This window comes from Palleniella muris (assembly GCF_004792655.1).
GTDB classification, from domain to species: domain Bacteria; phylum Bacteroidota; class Bacteroidia; order Bacteroidales; family Bacteroidaceae; genus Prevotella; species Prevotella muris_A.
The window spans coordinates 23750-43415 of sequence record NZ_SRZC01000026.1 but is presented as its reverse complement, the minus strand read 5'-3'; the positions used below and the strand labels follow the sequence as shown (position 1 = coordinate 43415).

At 48.8% G+C, this 19666-nt stretch carries 17 protein-coding genes and 1 other RNA gene; 6 read left to right on the top strand and 12 right to left on the bottom strand.

The features are described from left to right. Positions 1–4: 4 nt before the first annotated feature. The 6 genes from E5358_RS13065 to E5358_RS13040 form a co-directional block, all read right to left on the bottom strand. Positions 5–1312, bottom strand: a complete 1308-nt coding sequence (locus tag E5358_RS13065) for an inositol-3-phosphate synthase (RefSeq protein ID WP_135940619.1) — start codon at positions 1310–1312, stop codon at positions 5–7. Positions 1313–1395: 83 nt separating this feature from the next. Next, positions 1396–2157: a phosphatase PAP2 family protein gene (locus E5358_RS13060; RefSeq protein WP_135940618.1), complete on the bottom strand. Its 762-nt coding sequence runs from the start codon at positions 2155–2157 to the stop codon at positions 1396–1398. 22 nt (positions 2158–2179) lie between these two features. After that, on the bottom strand, positions 2180–2836 hold the full coding sequence (locus E5358_RS13055) for a CDP-alcohol phosphatidyltransferase family protein (RefSeq protein WP_135940617.1): 657 nt from the start codon (positions 2834–2836) through the stop codon (positions 2180–2182). Beyond that, positions 2836–3252 carry a GtrA family protein gene (locus E5358_RS13050; RefSeq protein ID WP_135940616.1) on the bottom strand — a complete coding sequence of 139 codons (417 nt, stop codon included), beginning with the start codon at positions 3250–3252 and terminating at the stop codon, positions 2836–2838. Before E5358_RS13050 ends, E5358_RS13055 begins: the two co-directional genes overlap by 1 nt. Continuing rightward, positions 3252–3782 (bottom strand): phosphatidylglycerophosphatase A family protein, encoded by a 531-nt coding sequence (locus E5358_RS13045; protein WP_135940615.1) that lies wholly within the window; start codon positions 3780–3782, stop codon positions 3252–3254. Before E5358_RS13045 ends, E5358_RS13050 begins: the two co-directional genes overlap by 1 nt. 323 nt (positions 3783–4105) lie before the next feature. Then, positions 4106–4909: an RsiV family protein gene (locus E5358_RS13040; protein ID WP_135940614.1), complete on the bottom strand. Its 804-nt coding sequence runs from the start codon at positions 4907–4909 to the stop codon at positions 4106–4108. Positions 4910–5813: 904 nt separating this feature from the next. Between E5358_RS13040 and leuB the strand changes: the two genes are divergently transcribed. From leuB to E5358_RS13015, 5 genes are all read left to right on the top strand, one after another. After that, positions 5814–6899, top strand: a complete 1086-nt coding sequence (leuB, locus tag E5358_RS13035; RefSeq protein ID WP_135940613.1) for a 3-isopropylmalate dehydrogenase — start codon at positions 5814–5816, stop codon at positions 6897–6899. 402 nt (positions 6900–7301) lie between these two features. Continuing rightward, positions 7302–8222 carry a homoserine O-succinyltransferase gene (locus E5358_RS13030; protein ID WP_135940612.1) on the top strand — a complete coding sequence of 307 codons (921 nt, stop codon included), beginning with the start codon at positions 7302–7304 and terminating at the stop codon, positions 8220–8222. A gap of 13 nt (positions 8223–8235) precedes the next feature. Further along, positions 8236–10083, top strand: coding sequence for a peptidase U32 family protein (locus E5358_RS13025; protein WP_135940611.1), 1848 nt, complete (start codon positions 8236–8238; stop codon positions 10081–10083). A 32-nt stretch (positions 10084–10115) separates the two neighbouring features. After that, positions 10116–11183 carry a zinc ribbon domain-containing protein gene (locus E5358_RS13020; RefSeq protein WP_135940610.1) on the top strand — a complete coding sequence of 356 codons (1068 nt, stop codon included), beginning with the start codon at positions 10116–10118 and terminating at the stop codon, positions 11181–11183. A 70-nt stretch (positions 11184–11253) separates the two neighbouring features. Beyond that, complete coding sequence (locus tag E5358_RS13015) at positions 11254–12297, top strand: aldose epimerase family protein (protein ID WP_135940609.1); 1044 nt, start codon at positions 11254–11256, stop codon at positions 12295–12297. A gap of 16 nt (positions 12298–12313) precedes the next feature. On the opposite strand, the gene E5358_RS13010 is transcribed toward E5358_RS13015, so the two are convergent. The 6 genes from E5358_RS13010 to E5358_RS12985 form a co-directional block, all read right to left on the bottom strand. Beyond that, on the bottom strand, positions 12314–13549 hold the full coding sequence (locus tag E5358_RS13010; protein ID WP_135940608.1) for a YihY/virulence factor BrkB family protein: 1236 nt from the start codon (positions 13547–13549) through the stop codon (positions 12314–12316). A 43-nt stretch (positions 13550–13592) separates the two neighbouring features. Then, positions 13593–13975, bottom strand: an RNA gene (gene rnpB / locus E5358_RS13005) — RNase P RNA component class A. Between the two features lie 157 nt (positions 13976–14132). Continuing rightward, positions 14133–14519: a DUF1573 domain-containing protein gene (locus tag E5358_RS13000; RefSeq protein WP_135940607.1), complete on the bottom strand. Its 387-nt coding sequence runs from the start codon at positions 14517–14519 to the stop codon at positions 14133–14135. A gap of 5 nt (positions 14520–14524) precedes the next feature. Continuing rightward, complete coding sequence (locus tag E5358_RS12995; protein WP_135940606.1) at positions 14525–15397, bottom strand: sigma-70 family RNA polymerase sigma factor; 873 nt, start codon at positions 15395–15397, stop codon at positions 14525–14527. A gap of 551 nt (positions 15398–15948) precedes the next feature. Further along, on the bottom strand, positions 15949–16851 hold the full coding sequence (locus E5358_RS12990; RefSeq protein WP_338400504.1) for a DEAD/DEAH box helicase: 903 nt from the start codon (positions 16849–16851) through the stop codon (positions 15949–15951). A gap of 6 nt (positions 16852–16857) precedes the next feature. After that, positions 16858–17796, bottom strand: a complete 939-nt coding sequence (locus E5358_RS12985) for a restriction endonuclease subunit M (RefSeq protein WP_135940630.1) — start codon at positions 17794–17796, stop codon at positions 16858–16860. A gap of 778 nt (positions 17797–18574) precedes the next feature. Here E5358_RS12985 and E5358_RS12980 point away from each other — a divergent pair. Further along, positions 18575–19663, top strand: coding sequence for a DNA polymerase III subunit (locus E5358_RS12980; protein WP_135940605.1), 1089 nt, complete (start codon positions 18575–18577; stop codon positions 19661–19663). Positions 19664–19666 lie beyond the last annotated feature (3 nt).

Here is a 19666-nt window from a genome sequence, read left to right as displayed (position 1 = left end):
GTTTTTAGTCGAGTTCCTCGTCAGCCTCATAGCCGCCCATCTCACGGATGGCGTTCTTGAGGATAGTGTACTGCTGGTAGAGGTGGTTTACAGGAACCTCTCCCTTTGTATAGTCGTGCATAGGAGACTTCAGGAAGAATGAGAGGAAACGCTGTGTGCCAACCTTACCTGCACGTGCTGCGAGGTCAGAAAGGAGCACGAGGTCAAGACATACCGGAGCAGCGAGGATAGAGTCGCGGCAGAGGAAGTTGATCTTGATTTGCATAGGGTAGCCCATCCATCCGAAGATGTCGATGTTGTCCCAAGCCTCCTTCTCGTCGTTGCGAGGTGGGTAGTAGTTAATGCGCACCTTATGGTAATAGTCTGTATAGAGGTCAGGCTGCTTCTCTGCCATGAGGATTGACTCGAGAGTAGAGAGCTTTGAAACCTCCTTTGTGCGGAAGTTGGCAGGCTCATCGAGCACAAGACCGTCGCGGTTGCCGAGGATGTTTGTTGAGAACCATCCGTTCAGGCCGAGGCAGCGTGTGCCGATGATAGGAGCGAAACCGGACTTTACGAGAGTCTGTCCTGTCTTGAAGTCCTTGCCGCAGATAGGCATCTGAGTCTTCTCAGCCATCTCCCACATTGCAGGGATGTCTACTGTTGTGTTAGGAGCACCCATGATGAATGGCGCACCCTCGGCAAGAGCAGCATAAGCGTAGCACATGGAAGGAGCGATGTTCTTTGTATCGTTTGCCTTCATGGCAGCCTCAAGATGCTCAAGTGTGTCATGCACTGCCATGTTGATTGGCACATAAACCTCTGTGGAAGCAGCCCAAAGCATCACGATGCGTTCGCAATTGTTGATAGCCTTGAACTCTTTGATGTCGTTGCGAAGAGCTTCAACCATCTCCCAACGTGTCTTGCAGTCCTTCACGTGTGTTCCGTCAAGGCGCGCAGCGAAATCCTTGTCGAAGCAAGCTGTCATTGGGACAATCTTCTCCAGCTCATCCTGGACAGGGAGAATGTCCTTTGCCTTGAGCACATCAGCATTGACTGCTGCCTCGAAAGCGTTTGCAGGATATACGTCCCAAGTACCGAATACAATATCGTTGAGGTCTGTGAGTGGCACGATTTCTCCGTATGACAGGTACTTCTTGTCATCGCCCTTGCCCACACGGATTTTGTCATACTGCGTCATTGCGCCAACAGGCTTTGCCAGACCCTTGCGAGCCATGAGCACACCTGTCATAAACGTTGTGGAGACTGCTCCGCAGCCAACAACCATAACGCCAAGTTTGCTGGTAGCCGGCTTTACATTTGATTTTGTCATAATTACTTTTGAAGTTAATATGTTAGTGTTATATAGAATTATATTCATGTCCGCATCCTGCTCCGGAAAGCATCTTTGCGGAATCACTTTTCCCACATTCTCTTGATGAACCGCTCATATATGGCTATTCCGGCTACAGATGCCAGTATGCCGAGTACCACATCTATTATATAATGGTGTCCGCTATAAACAGCGGAGAACCATATTCCCACCGAAACAATGGCAAGGACGGTCTGCCAGATGCGGTTACGCGGCTTCTTCATAGCGTAGTAGAACGCTATCGGATTGTAGGCGGAATGCAATGACGGGATTGCCGCAAAGACATTCGCGTTCTTGTCATAGAAATTATGGAAGAACTGTATTCCCGTTATCGCATCACAGTTTGCGAAGCCTGCCGCAGAACCTTTTGTGTCCGTTATCACATTGAATCCATGGTCCATGACATACCACGGCGGTGCGGAAGGGTATATGTAGTATCCGATGAAGCCCACCACATTGACCATCAGGAATGCCCATGTGATGTTCCGCGCAAGGTCTTGCCTGCCTTGGAAATACAGCACTATCGCATAGATGAACGGCAACGGCACCCAACACAGATAGAACAGTCCCGACAGCACGTCAAAGACAGCCCAATGGTGGATGCGGAAATATTCCGAAGGTATCACCCTCGTGCCATCCTCCAATGTCATTCCGAAGAGTGCTTTCTCCAGATTGTACACCCCTTCCGTGTCCACTGTCCCGAACTTGTAGTTAGGGAACAGCCCGAGAAGGAAATACACAGCAATGAAGATGACGACGGGCAATAGTATAAGTGATGTATCTTTTACTGTCTTGTTCAGTTCCATTACATTTCTTTCTTTTCATGAATCACAGCTTGTTCTTGACATGCAGTATACGGTAGAACGCCGTATAGTTGGCAAGAACGGCAATTACCGCCTGCGTAACCACAACGAACCACAGCGCGTCAAAACCTACAAGCGAGCCGCAGAAGCCACAGAGAATCATGCCAAGTATAGTCACCACCACACGTTCCGGCCTCTGCATAAGCCCCACCTTGCACTCGACATCAAGTCCTTCGGCACGCGCACGGACATAGCTGACCATGATGCTGCCTATCAGGGAGCAGAATGTCACCACCGCAGCCCATGGATGCCCGGTCTGCATGAAGTAGAATGCCAGTCCTGAAAGCGTCAGCAGTTCGCAGTAGCGGTCAAGGACAGAGTCGTAGAATGCACCGAACACTGTGCACATGTTTGCCGTGCGTGCCATGTAGCCGTCCACCATGTCCATTATCGAAGACACAATGATTACGACTCCTGCCCACCCTACGAGAGAATAGTCGCCTTTCTCCGCATAGAGTGCGGCATAGACAAGCATTGCCGCTCCGGCAGCATTGCCGAGCATGCCGAGCGTTGTCACAACGTTTGGCGTTATACCTATCTTCACTGCCGCCCTCACTCCCGGGTCTATGACTTTATATATAAGGTGCTGAATGCCGTCCCTTATGCTGTCGTAAAGTTTCATTATTTCTTGTAAACGTAATATTTCTGTGTCGTAAAATTCCATGCTACAGCCACCACCACGGCGACAATCGCCTTCACCATCATCACAAGTCCGAGGTTTTGGTCTGGCCAAAGTCCTGAGCACCGCACTAACTTGACGCCCCATTCCGTGCCTGCCGTGTTAAACATGACACTGCCCAGCCACACTGCCACATATCTGCACAGCACCCCTTTCTTCGTCCTGCATGTGCCCTTGAACGTCCAGCAGTAGTTTATGCTGCAGTTGACTGCGCCGCCGGTGAATGCGCCTAATGCCGTGCTTGCCACGACATGATGCGTCAGACTGAACACTCCTGCCGTCGCCACAAAGTCGCAGAAAGTGGATAGCAATGACGAAACCTGAGCCTTGCTGAACTCTTTTACACCGTTCCTGCCCATCACCACCACATTTCAGCCACCGTCCTGATGCCCCAAAGAGCCACCGCGCCATACACTCCGGCAAGTATGTCATCAAGCATGACGCCCCAGCCGCCATGGATGTTCTTGTCCAACCAACGGCAGCCGAGAGGCTTCACTATGTCCATAATACGGAAAAGCAGGAATGCCCCAAGGACATACTGCCATTCCATTGTCGCGGGAACGGCAAGGAGAGTGACCCATACACCTGCCATTTCGTCCACGACAACCCTCGAAGGGTCTGCGCCCCAATGTTTCTCGAGACGGTTTATCGGCGCAATGCTGGCAAGCGTAGAGACAACAGCAAGCATTGCCGTGACGCACAACACCTCTTGGTATGACGAGCATACCACTGGCATTCCAAGTCCGGCAAGCGCTCCAGAATACAGGCACCATATCAGGGTTGCCAAGGCAGCTCCGGCTGTCCCCGGCCCCCATGGCCAGAATCCTGCACCAAATCCTGTGCCTATAACGACATCAATGACGTTCGGTCTGTTTTTAATATCTGGCATAAAAACCATTTTCTACAACCTAACGGCGGCAACCGCCCATTGAAAGCAGTCATAGCCACCATGCATGTTTCAAGTGCAAAGATATAAAAAATATACTTACAAAAACAAAACTCGCACGAAAGATTGGGTTTCTTTAAGATTTTTTGAGCATTGCAACTCCCATAACATGCAAACAGCCTACAAAACGCAAAATGCACTTTGGAAAGTGAAACATGTGTTTCGTTTCCAAAGTGCACAGTCAAAAAGTACAATTATCTTATATCCCAACCGCAAAAAGCGCACACATCCGCCGCATTGCTGCATAGGGATCAGACAGATGCCTGTCATGGCTTTATCACGCATTTCGGCATGCCTGCGGAATATGGTGCTATCTCATACTGCTGGTACAACACTGCCACACCGTCTTTCACGAGATATGGAGGATACGCCGGCAGAGGGAAATTGTCCTTGTAGTCAGCATCGTCTATGCCCATAAGCATTTCACGAAGCTTGCTGTCGGAATTCGGTTCCGTTATCTTGAAATACTCCTTCAATCCTGCCTTTATCTTGCCTGCTATCTCATTTTTGTCCATATCTGCGAGGAGGTCCCATCCGCAACGGCTGCCGTCTTTCTTGGAGAATGTTATGGCATTGCTGACTGTCGAGCCATGAGCGCCTGCCATATATTTGTAAGTCTGGCATGAAAGTGTGACAAAATTGCTGTCTTCATACTCCACATTGGTACGTATGTCTGTCGCATACTCCAAAGGGAACTTGTCGTCAGCACCGCGGTGAGCCACGATTTCCGCAAGCTCTGCCTTGTCAACGGTGATTTGCTTGCGTCCCATCTTTTCCAAAAGTGCTTTCATATTGACAGAGACATTGAACATGGAATCGCCATATTGCTCGCAAATCCATCGTACCATACTATCCTTCAAGGCTTTGCTGCCCGAAACAGGGAACACACACTTGTAATCCACACGTGTGATGCCGTTAGGGCTGACAGTGGCTGAATCATGCCATTCCACACTGTCAAACTTAAGATATACTTCTTCTTGCACGGCGGAAGCCTTGTCGTTTTTGCAGGAAATGCCTGCAAACATCACGAGAAGCATTACTGCAACGAAAAATAACCGATGTCTTTTCATAATAATAGCTTTGTCAAAAGTTAAACATGTGTTGTTCAAAATACACGACGAGAAAGGGTGCCACCCACACTCATCATTGCGAAAACATATCGCTATGCGGCTTGCGCATGCAAAAGTAAGACAAAATTCCAAATCCTGCAAGACAACGCCTCGGAAAGCAAGCTATCTTAACCTTTTTTGCAGTTGGTTAGGAATAAATTTCCCGACAACGACAGCCGGGAAAACAAAAGGTCATTCCTAAAGCGCGAAAAGCATTGCCGGCTGTCGCGAAAAAACACATGGGTTTTCTAATGCTCTATTTATCATAATCAGAAGAAAACGGCTTCCCGTGACCAAAAAAGATGCTGTCCATGACGCCAAAGGTGGCTTACCGGAGTGCCAAAGGTAGCCTTTTGCATGTCAAAACACTATCTTTCACACTGCCATTCGTTACGAACTGCGCACCGAAAGGTAACGAATGGCAGTGTTTTTATCATACTTTTATCACAAACAAAACCTATCATATTGACTATCAGTATAATAACAAAATACAGAATTCTTGTGTTTTTTCCGCATCCACTGTTTTTTTCTTCATACAAGCGATTCTCTGAGGGGAAAAAAGGCGTGAGTTTTCTAATTCTCCCCATTGAGAGGCTCACGCAAGAATCCGCACCAATCTGCAAGAATCGGCATGAGAAAAAACTCCTCCACACAGACAAGTCGCATGCGGGTTCTTGCAGACAAATGCGGATAAAGTTCAACTGCAAATCCATGGATAATAGCACTGAAAAGCATCACATCTTCATTTTTTTGATGCTTTTGGCATCATTTCCAACAAAATAGTTCCGATTTATCAGTATTTTTTAGTAATTTTGCAAAACAACAAAGGTAAAAAGGTATTTCAACAAACAAAATATCACATTTTATGGATTTGAAGATTGCAGTCCTGGCCGGTGACGGTATCGGTCCGGAAATCATGGAACAAGGAGTGGCAGTGCTCTCTGCCGTTGCCGAGAAATTCGGCCACAACGTGTCTTACAAGGAAGCCCTCTGCGGTGCTCATGCCATCGACGAGGTGGGCGACCCATTCCCAGAAGAGACTTACAAGACATGCGAGGAAGCCGACGCTGTGCTTTTCGCGTCCGTCGGCGACCCTAAGTTTGACAATGACCCTACGGCAAAGGTGCGCCCGGAACAGGGGCTCCTCGCAATGAGAAAGAAGCTCGGCTTGTTTGCAAACATACGCCCTGTGACTACTTTCGACTGCCTTGTCCACAAATCTCCGCTGAAGGACAGCATCGTGAAAGGCGCGGACTTCATCTGCATCCGTGAACTTACCGGCGGCATGTACTTCGGAAAGAAGCAGGAACCTGCCGTAAACGCTGACGGCATAGAGGACGCTCTCGACACAAACTACTACTCACGCCCTGAGGTTGAGCGCATCCTGAAAGTCGGCTACCAATATGCACGCCAACGCCGCAAGCACCTCACCGTTGTCGACAAGGCCAATGTGCTTGCTTCATCACGCCTATGGCGAAAGATTGCGCAGGAGCTTGCGCCACAGTATCCTGACGTGGAGACGGACTTCATGTATGTGGACAATGCTGCCATGCGCATGATTCAGGACCCGAGATTCTTCGATGTCATGGTGACGGAGAACACTTTCGGTGACATCCTCACCGACGAAGGCTCCTGCATAACAGGCTCAATGGGGCTCCTCCCGTCAGCCTCAACAGGCTCATCCACACCTGTCTTCGAGCCTATCCACGGCTCTTGGCCGCAGGGAAAGGGACTTAACATCGCCAATCCTCTTGCACAGATTCTTTCCGTTGCCATGCTCTTTGAGCACTTCGGGCTGAAAGAGGAGGGGGCACTCGTGCGCAAGGCTGTCGATGCTTCCCTTGACCAAAATGTGCGCACGCCGGAGATTCAGGTCGAAGGTGGTGCGGAGTATGGCACGAAAGAGGTCGGTGCATGGATTGTAAACTATATCAATGGTGTCGTCCGCTAAACATATACAACACATTTTCATTCATCTGTTTCAGTTGTGACAAACCTCTATCCTCGCATGCAGCAACAGGATGTCGCTGCAAAGTGTGGCGGAGCCACATCTTATGAGAAACATTTCCTATGAAAATGTGATTTCATAACAACTTATGGAGTTTTACCGGACATCAATAAAACTATATCAAGGAATACCAACAGAACTGATTTCCCTTCGGTTTTCAGACTGTTCCGGCATGGGAAGGGTGGCAATTGCCTGCCTTAACCGTGCAGGAAGCAATGGCTTACGGTGGAAGAATGTAACTTTCGCCGTAAGCCATAGACCATAAAAACGCCTTTGGGAACGACTTCCAACGTGAGGAAAACCCTCGCATAAAACTCATTTCAAAAACAATTTTCTTTAGGAAAAATGCCTTTAATTCTACCGGAGGAACTGCCTGCCATTGACGTACTGAAGCAGGAAAACATATTCACAATGGGCTACAAGAGAGCGGACTCGCAGCAGATTCGCCCTCTGAAACTCGCTGTGCTCAACCTTATGCCCATAAAAATCACGACGGAGACGGACTTCATACGCATACTCTCAAACTCAGCATTGCAGATTCAGGTGGACTTCATGAAGATAAAGTCGCACACTTCCAAGAACACTCCCATCGAGCACATGCTTGCCTTCTACCGCAATTTCGAGGACATGAAGAAGGAGAAATATGACGGGCTTATCGTCACCGGTGCGCCTTTGGAGTTCATGGACTATGAGGATGTGACCTATTGGAAGGAACTTCAGGAGGTGTTTGACTGGGCTCACCATAACGTCACGAGCACGATTTATGTCTGTTGGGCGGCGTTTGCGGGACTGTACCATTTCTATGGTGTGCCGAAACATAACACGGAGAAGAAGATATTCGGCGTGTTTGAGCATGAGATGCACGCTCCGGAACTTCCTATTTTCCGAGGGTTTGACGATGTTTTCTTCGCTCCTCACAGCCGCCATTGTGGTCTTCGGAGGGAGGACATTGAGAAAGTGCTGGGGCTGGACATCATCGCCGAGAGCGAGGAGGCGGGTGTCACAATCGTCCATGCAAGGAACGGCAGGGAGTTCTTCATCACCTGCCATTTCGAGTATTCTCCGCTGACACTTGACGGAGAGTATAAGCGCGACATCGCAAAGGGCATGACGATGGACATCCCGAAGAACTATTACCCGGACAATGACCCGTCAAAGGCACCTGTAGTGCGCTGGCGCGCCGCCGCCAACCTCCTTTACACGAACTGGATGAACTACTATGTCTACCAGGAGACTCCGTTCAATATCAACGAAATAACAGAATAACAAACGACAAGAAATGCGTGAAATAGAACTTCTTGCGCCTGCAAAGAATCTTGAATGCGGCATCGCGGCAATAGACCACGGTGCCGATGCGGTATATATCGGAGCACGGAATTTCGGCGCAAGGCATGCGGCAGGGAACTCGGTTGATGACATTCGCACCTTGTGCCTCTATGCCCATAAGTTCGGAGTGAAGGTGTATGCCACCGTAAACACCATAGTCTACGACCATGAGCTTGCCGATGCCGTCACTCTTGTGGCAGAACTGGCGGAAGCGGGCGTGGATGCTGTGCTTGTGCAGGACATGGGACTGCTTGCCGAAGCAAGGCGGAGGGGAATCAGAATGGAATGGCACGCATCGACACAGACCGACAACCGCACGGCTGAAAAGGTTGAATGGCTCAGGAATTTAGGGTTCTCACGTGTCGTTTTGGCAAGGGAACTTACGGCAAAGGAAATCGAAGAGATTCATCGGCAAGTGCCGGATGTTGAGCTGGAGGTGTTCGCCCACGGTGCGCTATGTGTCAGTTTTTCAGGTCAATGCTATGCTTCGCAATACTGTTTCAACCGCTCTGCCAACCGTGGCGAATGCGCACAGATGTGCCGCATGAGATACTCTGTCATGGATGCTGACGGCAACGAGGTGGCTCCGCCTGCCTACTATCTTTCGCTGAAAGACCAATGCCAGATTGATAATTTGGAGAAAATCATCGAAGCCGGTGCCTGCTCACTGAAGATAGAGGGCAGGCTGAAGGACATTTCGTATGTGAAGAATGTAGTGGCGGCATACAGCCAACGGCTGGACAGTATCATAAAAAAGAGCAAAGGGACGCTTCGACGTGCTTCATGGGGCAGGACGGAGTTGGCTTTCTCTCCTGATTTGAACAAGACTTTCTGCCGAGGCTACACCGATTATTTCCTCAACGGCAGGCACGCGGACATAGCATCGTTGCGCACTCCAAAGGCTATCGGCGAGTATGTCGGCAAGGTCAAGGAAATCAGGAACGGCAGGCAGCCGTCGTTCAATGTGGCAAGTCTGAGTTCTTTTGCCAATGGCGATGGGCTGTGCTATATTGACAGCGAGGGTGTTATGAAGGGTTTCCGCGTCAACCGTGCGGAGGGCAACAGGCTTTTCCCTCAGTCCATGCCGCACGACCTGAAGCCGGGCACACCGCTATACAGAAGCCAGGACCAGGCTTTTGACAAACTTTTGGCAGGAAAAACGGCAGAGCGGACTATCACAACAGACATGAAGCTGTCCCTTGACGGCAACACTCTGTGCCTTGAAATAAAGGGTACGGATGCGCCGGTGCAGGGCTTTGCATCTGTGACTCTTGACGAACTGCAGCAGGCACAGAAGCCACAGCTGGAGAACATCAACCGCCAACTGACAAAACTTGGCAACACTATATACCGTTGCGAGAATGTTTCCGTCGCACCGGAACCGGAGAACATATTCATTCCTTCAAGCCTTCTTGCCGGTCTGAGAAGGGAGGCTGTCGAAAACATCATTATCCCTGATCATGCAAAGATGACATCTGAAAGGAATGAGGACTGTCCTGCACCTTCCGATTCTTATCATAGGAGGTTTGAATATCTGCATAATGTGGCAAACGAAAAAGCCCGGCAATTCTATACCGGGCTGGGAACGGAGATACACGGGAAAGCCTTTGAACTTGGCAACGAAGGCGGAATACTCATGCAATGCCGCCATTGCATACGCTTCACATTGGGCTATTGCGTGAAGAACGGTGGGAAAACGCCGAAATGGAAAGAGCCTCTGTCGCTACGTCTTGACGACGGCAGGAGCTTCACACTGGAGTTTGACTGCAAGAATTGCCAAATGAATGTGCTTGTGAAATAAACGCTTGGAAAGCCTGTCCGGCAGCAACATCAATGAGAAAAGCAACTGAAACCATATTGACTCTTGTGCTTTGCGCACTGATTTCCACACTTGCCTCTTGTTACAACGACAAGAGCAAGGTGCATGATGCTTTTGCCACGGCAGACACAGTCCTGCCCGAGGATTCCGACATGTGGACACGCAGGCAGGATTCTCTGACATTCACAAGCCAACATCATTACACGAACAATTACAATTTCATTGTCAACGAGGATTCTCTCGTGCTCTTCACACAACAACCGGAAGAGATTGTGGCATGCGAAGAAACAGCCGGCACGCCATGGACAACCGAGCGGATGCCTTCCGACTCTACCACTGTCTATCACGGAGAAAGGGTTGTTGTGGCAAACATCCGCATCCTTCCACAGGATACCATTGACTCTGTGTGGGTGCAGCTGGCACGCGACCAACAGACATTCGGGTGGATTCACGAGTCAAAACTCCTGCCTGCGGTTGTGCCGGACGACCCGATTTCACAGTTTATCAGCATATTTTCCAACACCCATCTCCTTTGGATGCTTATTGCTGTGGGCACTATGGTCGTTGTCTACACACTGCGCCTGATTAACAGGAAAGGGGCAAAAATAGTACATTTCAACGATATTCCGTCGTTCTACCCTACCGCTTTGGTTCTTATAGTCTCATTCGCTGCCATGATGTATGCCTCCATACAACTGTTCGAACCTGAGATGTGGCGGCATTTCTATTATCATCCGACACTCAATCCTTTTGCCGTACCACCGCTTCTTGGCACATTCCTTGCATTGGTGTGGATGCTTCCTATTGTCGGAGTGGCAACAGTCGATGATGTCTTCCACCACCTTTCCTTTGATGATGCGGTACTGTATCTCTGCGGACTTGCCGCTGTCTGTATGGTGGACTACCTCATATTCACTCTTTCCACCTTATATTATATAGGGTACATCCTGCTCATTGCCTACATCTTCTTCGCCATAAAGACATTCCACAAGCACAAACGCCTGGAATACTATTGCGGGAAATGTGGGAAAGCAATACGCAGCAAAGGCAAATGTCCTCACTGCGGAGCAATGAATGTATAATCTACCTCGGACAGTAAAAAGGCAATACAAAAAAAACAAAAAGCATAATAACAGAACCAACTGCCATACTATGAAAAGACTTCTACTGACATTATCACTCCTTCTCACCATTGCCTGCATTGCGAAAGGTGAGAACATAAAGACTGCAACCTTGCAGAACGGCAAGATGAAGATGACAGTCATCGACTACGGAGCACGCATCCAATCACTGAAATTCTGCGGAACGGACGTTGTACTCGGGTTTGACACACTCGCCAACTATAAGGAAAGAAAGCAGAATTTCGGGGCTGTGGTAGGACGCTACATAGGCCGTATCCTCGGAGGTCATCTTGAAATCGACGGCAAGGAGTACAAATTGCAGACGGGTTCCAACGGCGACTGTTCGCACGGAGGTACTCCAAGTTTCTCTCAAAGACAGTGGAATATAGTGAAAAAGGATAGGAAATCCATAACATTGAGATACATTTCTCCTGACGGGGAAAACGGTTTTCCAGGCGAACTGACACTGGATGTAACCTACACTCTGCTGCGTGATGCTCTGAGGATAGACTATCAGGCAACAACAACAGCACCGACAGTGCTCAATCCGTCAAACCATAGCTTCTTTAACCTCACCGGTGACCTCGGAAAAGACATTCTTGACGAATCATTATGGATAGATGCGGACAGCATAGCATTGTACAATGCCAACAAAAGGGTCACGGGCTGTATGGGAAGCGTCAGCGGAACACCTTTCGATTTCCGCACACCTACCGCCATAGGCAAGCGCATTGACACAGAGGATATGCAGCTCAAAGTGACAGGAGGGTACGACCATTGCTACCAACTGCGCAACAATGGCGACCTTTCAAAGCCTGTCGCAAAGCTCCATGACAAGAAAACGGGGCTGTACATGGAGGTTTACACAACTGAGCCTGCCATGCAAATCTACACAGCCAACGGTCATCGAGGGAACATCATTGGAAAGGAGGGCAAGCCTTATGTGCGCCGCAACGCAATCTGCTTTGAGACAATGCATTTCCCGGACTCACCGAACAAGCCGCAATGGCCGTCAACAATGCTGCGTCCCGGAGAGACTTTCCGCAGCACAACAATATATAAATTCGGGAAATGACCTCAGAACAAGGCTGCTAAAGTTCATACAGTTTCACATAATCCTGCGCATGCAGATAGTCACGATGTGCGGAAAGCACGTGCCGCCATTCATGGGAAGAGAAATCAGGCATGGCTTCCAAAGTATATGGATGCATGCTCTCAAGGCGCGAGATAAGCAGACCGACAGTAAGATTCTCTACTGATTCGGCAGGGACAAATGCCACATCAGTGCCATCATTGTCATCCCCAATCTGCTGAAGCACACGTGCCTGCTGCAAATCATAAGTCAGTTCGGCAAGCACACGCATAGGCACTTTGACCTCTTGCTTTATCTCCGGCAAGGTATACGGACGCCGTCCTTCCTTGAACCGGCGGCAGATGATTGCCATAACCATGATAGAAAGCATTGTGCGGTGCTTGTGAGACAACTCCCCACGGTCATTACGCGTGCGGAAATCCTCAAGATTCTGGTTTGTGTATGCCAACTCCGCACCGACAAGTATTATCGTCCATGTGAGCTGCAGCCAGAGCATGAACAGCGGAAGGGCGGCAAAAGAGCCGTAAATGGCGTTATAGCTTGTCACCCACAATTGGGAGTGGATATAGAAATACTGCAGCAGTTCCATAGCCAAAGCCGCAATAAACGCCGGCAGGATAGCACAACGCCAACGCACATGGGTGTTCGGCATAAAGATGTAGAGTATGGAAATGATGCAGGAAAGCAGCAAAAGCGGCAGGAGATCCATGCCGAATTTCATAAGGCTTCCTATGACAAACATCTTATCGACTATCTCGGAGAGAGAGCCTATCCACAGCGTCACGCCCGACATGACTATAATCATTATCGGCAGAATGAAGAACATCGCAAGATAGTCTGTCACCGTGCGCGCCAAAGAGCGTTGCGACTTCACGCCCCAAATGTCATTGAAAACCACCTCTATATTCATCGTCAGCATGATGAGGGTATAGAGCATGAACACCAGACCGATACCGAAAACTACACCACTCTTCGTGTTCACAAGATACGAATTGACAAAGCCGACTATCACTTCCGCAGCCTGTGGCTGGCTGTCAAGTGTGGAAATGAACCATGATTCTATATACTTATTGTAGCCGAAACCTCTCGCAATGGCAAAAATCACTGCAACAACGGGCACAATAGCAAGCAATGTGGAGTAAGTCAGCAGCGATGCTGCGTTCATCACACGCTTGGTGGAAAAGTCCTCCCAAATGGATTTCAATATTCGCAATATGCTTTCCTTGTTCACCATGGCGTAATATTTTAAAGCGGGTTAGACTCAATAAGCGGGAAAAAAGAACAGAGTTCCTATAAGCCGGGTTCTGTACCTGCTGACAGTAACCGAGGTCACATCGGCAGGCGCCTGTCATTTATCTATCATGCCGGTCACCCGGCATGTCTCCCTTTCGGTTTAGCGTTTTACCCTCTGCCTTGGACGAGCAGCCCTCGGACGGCAGTTTACATAAACTTGCAGCTCCCAAGACGCACAGCCACGATGTCACCACCGTGCTGGTGAGCCCTTACCTCACCTTCTCACCCTTACCGGCAAGCCGGCGGTTGTTTTCTTCTGCGTTACTCAGCCATCACTGACTGCTTGTAATTTCGCAAGTGGGACGCTCTGCGCTGCCCGGACTTTCCTCTCGCGGCGCATGCCGCCAGCGACAAGCCGGAACTCTGTTTTTAGGTGTATTCAACTTTCGTTTACGCTCAAGTTGAATGTCGTTGGTCTCAAGTTGTTGGTATTATATGGATTTCTGTAATGTCAATCACAACCTAAAACCCCATAACCAAAAACCTGAAACCATTATCAAGTTGAGTGTACGGAACTTGACAACTTATTTCTTATCCTCTGTCATGTCGCCCTCAATGTAAAGGCGGACAACCTCAGGAGTGCCGTTTGTGCGCACTGTGATGGTCTTCTTGAAATGACCAAGCATTCTTCCGGCACCGTTATACACGACTTTCAGCTCACCTTTCTCACCGGGCATGACTGGAGTCTTTGTGTATTTAGGAGCTGTGCAGCCACAACTTGCCAATGCCTGGTTGACAACCAACGGTTTGTCGCCAACATTTGTGAACGTGAAGACACAGCTCTGCTTGCTGTCAGTTTCCGAGAACTGCCCAAAGTTATGCACAGTCTTGTCAAACTTTATCTTTGCCTGTGCTGACGCTGTCGCAACGAATGCAAGCATCATAAGCATTGTAAAAAGAATCTTTTTCATAACTTTTATCCTAAATATTTCATAAGTATCTTTGCGTTACCACTCTCGCGGAGCTTGGCAATTGACTTCTCACGAATCTGGCGGACACGCTCACGAGTAAGTCCAAGCTGGTCGCCGATTTCCTCAAGTCCCTTTTCATGGCAGCCGATGCCATAGCACTCGCGGATGATAGTTATCTCGCGGTCTTTCAAAACCTTTGACAGCACGTTGTTAAGTTCCATTGCCATAGACTCGTGATCGACATTGCGGTCGGTGCGTGAGTCGTCACCGGAAGCCATGACGTCAAGCATACAGTTATCCTCGCCGTCCTGGAAAGGAGCGTCGATGCTGACATGATGACCGTCTGCCATAAGGCTCTGACCAATCTTCTCCTCATCGATGTTCGTTGCTGCTGCAAGCTCGGAGACAGACGGATGACGCTGGTTCTCCTGCTCAAACTTGTTGATTTCGTGGTTTATCTTGTTCAGTGAGCCGACCTGGTTCAGCGGCAGGCGGACAATACGGCTCTGCTCTGCGATGGCCTGCAGAATAGACTGGCGAATCCACCACACTGCATAAGAGATAAACTTGAAGCCACGAGTCTCGTCAAACTTCTGTGCCGCCTTTATCAATCCTATGTTTCCCTCATCGATAAGGTCGGTGAGAGTAAGCCCCTGATGCTGGTACTGCTTTGCCACAGAAACCACAAAGCGAAGGTTCGCTGTCACCAGCTTCTCCTTGGCACGCTCGCCTGCCGGACCGCCCTTCCTGATTTTCTGTGCCAGTTCAATTTCCTCGTCGATAGAGATAAGCGGGGCTCTGCCAATTTCCACAAGATACTTGTCAAGTGCCTCACTGGAACGATTGGTAATACTTTTCTGAATCTTTAATTGTCTCATCCTGTAACTCTTTACTTATTTAAATACGCGCATGCGGACATAATCGCACGAAAACTTTACAAAGTTATACAAAATAACTCACACATCTACCTTTTATTGCCTCTTATTTAGAATTATTAACTAAGCAACAGGCATTTGCATCGACCGGCATTATGTCAAAGACTGCCATACAAGGCATACAGCAAACATCATGCCATGTTGCAATCAGCATAAATCTGCGTGAGAAAATCTCATACGGTAAAAAGGGCACGCTGATACCGCAGATTCACGCAGATTATAACACAGCATACGTATAGCCTTGTACTCGAAATACCAAATAACGCAAATGCCGAAGTCAGGAAATTGAAAAACAAGCTAAAAAACCGAATGGTGCTTCAGACCGGATTTTGGCGCGAATTCCTTTATGGATTCACATGCCATTGTTGGAACAGCAAAGAAGCAAATATACTCACCGAATCTCGCCTTATTTTAACTGTAAGAAACTTAGCGTGTCTGCGCTAAATAATTAATAATGAGTTTACAGACCAATGAATCTGCATAGGCATCTAATTTCAAGCATGAGCCTCATCGATGATAATATAGTCCCACGGTGTGGAAAACACATCATCGTTCTTGTCAAACTTTCCGCCGACAGTCTCCGAGCCACGCAAATCCTGCATTGACGCGAAATAGACGTAATGGATGCCTTCCCTCGCATGGCGGTGTTCAAGATTCTTATGCGAAGAGCCATAATTCTTAGAGCCATAGGCATAATTCGGGCTGTCATAAAAAATCTTGTCGAAATCCTTAAACCATCCGTCATCAACCACAGGGCGGTGGGTAAGAATCAGAGTGCGCTCAAACTGCAGAACCTTAGCTACTTGCAATGCCGACAATGTCTTGCCGAAACGCATCTTTGCGTTCCATAACATACGGCGAGACTTTGCCTGCGACTTCTTGAACAGTTTTACTGTTTTGTTTATAGCCTCAGCCTGTTCGGGGCGGAACTCTATCGGTGAACGCCCCACGGTGACATCACCGGGATTGAGCGACTCACGCCCTTCCTTTACGGCAGCAATGGCTTTCTTTACGGTTTCAAGGTCGGTGACAAACCATTCCCTGCCACCTTTGTCTATGTTTTTGAACTCTTTGCGTCGTATGCCGCTGCGTTGCAGCACTTCATGCACATCCTTGTCATTGAAACCGATAGGATGTGTGCCTTTGCGATAGCTGGCAGACTCAGTGTAAAGGAGTTCGTAGGCTATTCCCGCCGTGGCGGTATATTGGTCAATGCGGTTGCGGGCAGCCTTGTTGAGCACCTTGCTGTTTGACGCAATGGCGGTGATGTCCACCTCTTCGGGGTCAACATCCATGGTGGCTTCGCCAATCTTCAAGCAATCCCTATGGGCAGCGTCATTTATGCGGAACACATAAATCAGTTTGGGTTTCAGTTCTTCAAAATACTTGGTTTTCATAGGCAACTACTTTATCAGGTCGATGTATCTTATTTTCTGCTTCTCTTTCTTCGCACTCCAGTCCTTTATGAGGCAGTATGTGCCATTGTGCCGGCGGAGGTTTCCGTCCTTACATCCGAGGCAAGGCGTACGGGTTTCTCCACCGAAAAGGTCGGTTGTCACCTGCTCATGGCAGGAGTCGGGCACAACACCTTTCAGCCCGTCCATCTGCCACAGGTTCCACGAAACGATATAGGCGATGTAGGCTGTTGATTTTGCCATTGGTAGTTTGCCAAACTTCTCCGCATAATATTCGATAAAACTTGCAAGAAGATTCTCACGGGCAAGCAGCAGATTGTCGCCCTGCCACTCGTAGCCGTAGATGTTTTGGAACGCCTCTTGGGCGAAAGAAAGCCATTCGCCGGATGTCTCGGTGTTCTCAGAGACAAGGCGCAGCTTGCGGTCGAGCAGACCGACTCTTTTATTAATAGGTATAGGTTCGCCGTTAGTGGCATCGTAACGGCTCACAAGATAAGGCGCTTCGCCGCAGGTTATCTCCATACGGGTGGCGCGCACATAGTCCTTCCATGTCTTGCCTTCGGGAAAAATAGAGATAGGAGAATCCGACGGAATCCATGTGTGAACTCCGGCTTCCGTTGTCATTTCCGTGTTGAAAACATTCCGTCTGCCAAACCAAGCCTCATCGATGAGATTGTTCTGCGCATTGCACACCCAAGATGGCGTGAACACTTCCGCCATCTCCTTTGAGCGTTGCGCCTGCGAGCGTCTCGGCTTCAGGACTCTCGGCACGATGATTCGATTGTTCTCCCCCGTGATTCGTTCGGGAAGAATCTCGTCACCGTACATGTAGCCCTCGCCCAAATGCTCATGATCACGCGTCGCCCACGTGATATTCCTTCCCGTGGTATGATTATGCAACAGGATGGCAAGCACCTCGCCACCCATAGCATTAAGAATGTCCTCTGACAAATCAACGAAATGACACTCCTGCAAAAGGTTGTCTTCAATAGACTTTCAGCAAACGTTTAAAACCGTAACGTATGCCAAAAGTCCCTTCTACAAAACGATGATTCCTACAAACGCAAAACGTGGACAGTAACTTTGTCCAAATTGCGGTCGTAGGAATCACCGGAAGAGTTGACAAGTTACGTCCACGTAACGCGGACGCATAGAACTTGCTCAATCAACTCTTATTCTTGAAATTTCCTACGTTTCAATTTGTTTTGAACAAATAGCTATAGCTAATTTTTTTACCAATAAGATTAAGTCTTCCTCCTTTGATTGGGGACTGTGAAGGCAAAACTTCTGCAGTTCCGTCCAAGTCGGAGACTTGCGTCCTCGGGACATACATGTCCTTCGAACACACTGCAAAAGTAACACTTTTCCATGAATCCACAAAATAAAAGCCGGAAAAAGTGGCAGGCATATATTGAAAATGCCGCTTTCATATAAAACACGACAACAAAAGGTAACACTTCGCACTGCAAAAGGTTACCTTTGACAAGGTCAAGTGTTACCTTTCACCACACGAAAGGTAACACTTCGCAACCCCTTCACTCTACGGCTAAAAAACGAGTCTCTTGGGTTAACAAAACATAATTATTTATCATGCATTCACCTTTAATCATTAATAATATGTAACTTTGTATTCGAAATGTACCCGTTCGCACACGCGTATGTATAAATATGTAGGGCGTTTTATGGACATTTGAGGACAATCACCATGCAGTGGAATGAAGTCATAGGGCAACAAGAAGTGAAAGACCGGCTCATGGGGCTGGTCCATAGCGGGCGTATGCCTCACGCCCTGATGCTCTGCGGAGAGACCGGTTGCGGCACACTGGCACTTGCCACAGCTCTTGCCACTGAACTACTGCACAAGACAACGGACTATCATCCTGACCTTCACTACTCATTCCCGACAGTAAAACTGCCGTCGATAGGCGGCGAACACAAGCCCGTCAGCGACGATTTCATCAGGGAGTGGCACGAACTTATCAAGCGTGAAGGTCCTTACATAACGCTCGACCAATGGCTGGAAGCGATGAAAGCCACCACGCAGCAGGCTATCATAACAGCTGCAGAAAGTGATGAGCTGGCAAAGAAACTTTCCCTTAAGTCAAGCCAAGGCGGATACAAGGTTGCCATAATATGGCTTGCGGAAAGGATGAACGACGAGAGTGCCAACAAGATTCTCAAGACTTTGGAGGAACCTTCCGAACAGACAGTGTTCATTCTCTGTGTAGAACGACCGGAACGCCTGCTTGAAACGATACGCAGCCGTGTGCAAAGAATCGATGTGCCGAAGATTGACAGCGCATCACTCGAGAAGGCTCTCATGGAGAAACGCGGACTGGAAGAGGGCGTAGCGCACAAACTCTCACGTGCAGCCGACGGCAACTGGCTGACAGCCATAGAGCAACTGTCGCCGGACTCCGAGCAGATGCTTTTCCTTGACCTGTTCAAAATGCTCATGAGGCAGGTCTATGCAAGGGATGTGCGCGGCATGAAGAAATGGTCGGAGACCGTCGCAGGCTTCGGCAGGGAGAAGCAGAAAAGGCTGCTGACGTATTTCCTGCGAATGGTCAGGGAGGCGTTCATGTCCAATTTCCAAGACCCTGATCTGTCCTACATGACTGCCGAAGAGGAGATGTTCGTCAGCAAGTTCGGGCGTTTCATCAACGAAGCGAACGTCATAGACATCAACAGCCTGCTGGAACTTGCCATACGCGACATCTCGCAAAACACAAACCAGAAGATTGTCTTTTTCGACACAGCATTGAGACTGACAGTCTTGTTACTAAGAAAATAAGAC

Excerpts from the sequence above, each read along its gene's own strand:
- E5358_RS12985 (WP_135940630.1), bottom strand. The coding sequence starts at position 17,796 with ATGGGTGGCGAGGTGCTTGCCATCCTGTTGCATAATCATACCACGGGA.
- E5358_RS13055 (WP_135940617.1), bottom strand. The coding sequence starts at position 2,836 with ATGAAACTTTACGACAGCATAAGGGACGGCATTCAGCACCTTATATAT.
- E5358_RS13015 (WP_135940609.1), top strand. The coding sequence starts at position 11,254 with ATGAAAAGACTTCTACTGACATTATCACTCCTTCTCACCATTGCCTGC.
- leuB (WP_135940613.1), top strand. The coding sequence starts at position 5,814 with ATGGATTTGAAGATTGCAGTCCTGGCCGGTGACGGTATCGGTCCGGAA.
- E5358_RS12995 (WP_135940606.1), bottom strand. The coding sequence starts at position 15,397 with ATGAGACAATTAAAGATTCAGAAAAGTATTACCAATCGTTCCAGTGAG.
- E5358_RS13065 (WP_135940619.1), bottom strand. The coding sequence starts at position 1,312 with ATGACAAAATCAAATGTAAAGCCGGCTACCAGCAAACTTGGCGTTATG.
- E5358_RS13000 (WP_135940607.1), bottom strand. The coding sequence starts at position 14,519 with ATGAAAAAGATTCTTTTTACAATGCTTATGATGCTTGCATTCGTTGCG.
- E5358_RS13060 (WP_135940618.1), bottom strand. The coding sequence starts at position 2,157 with ATGGAACTGAACAAGACAGTAAAAGATACATCACTTATACTATTGCCC.
- E5358_RS13020 (WP_135940610.1), top strand. The coding sequence starts at position 10,116 with ATGAGAAAAGCAACTGAAACCATATTGACTCTTGTGCTTTGCGCACTG.
- E5358_RS13025 (WP_135940611.1), top strand. The coding sequence starts at position 8,236 with ATGCGTGAAATAGAACTTCTTGCGCCTGCAAAGAATCTTGAATGCGGC.
- E5358_RS13040 (WP_135940614.1), bottom strand. The coding sequence starts at position 4,909 with ATGAAAAGACATCGGTTATTTTTCGTTGCAGTAATGCTTCTCGTGATG.
- E5358_RS13050 (WP_135940616.1), bottom strand. The coding sequence starts at position 3,252 with ATGGGCAGGAACGGTGTAAAAGAGTTCAGCAAGGCTCAGGTTTCGTCA.
- E5358_RS13030 (WP_135940612.1), top strand. The coding sequence starts at position 7,302 with ATGCCTTTAATTCTACCGGAGGAACTGCCTGCCATTGACGTACTGAAG.
- E5358_RS12990 (WP_338400504.1), bottom strand. The coding sequence starts at position 16,851 with ATGAAAACCAAGTATTTTGAAGAACTGAAACCCAAACTGATTTATGTG.
- E5358_RS12980 (WP_135940605.1), top strand. The coding sequence starts at position 18,575 with ATGCAGTGGAATGAAGTCATAGGGCAACAAGAAGTGAAAGACCGGCTC.
- E5358_RS13045 (WP_135940615.1), bottom strand. The coding sequence starts at position 3,782 with ATGCCAGATATTAAAAACAGACCGAACGTCATTGATGTCGTTATAGGC.
- E5358_RS13010 (WP_135940608.1), bottom strand. The coding sequence starts at position 13,549 with ATGGTGAACAAGGAAAGCATATTGCGAATATTGAAATCCATTTGGGAG.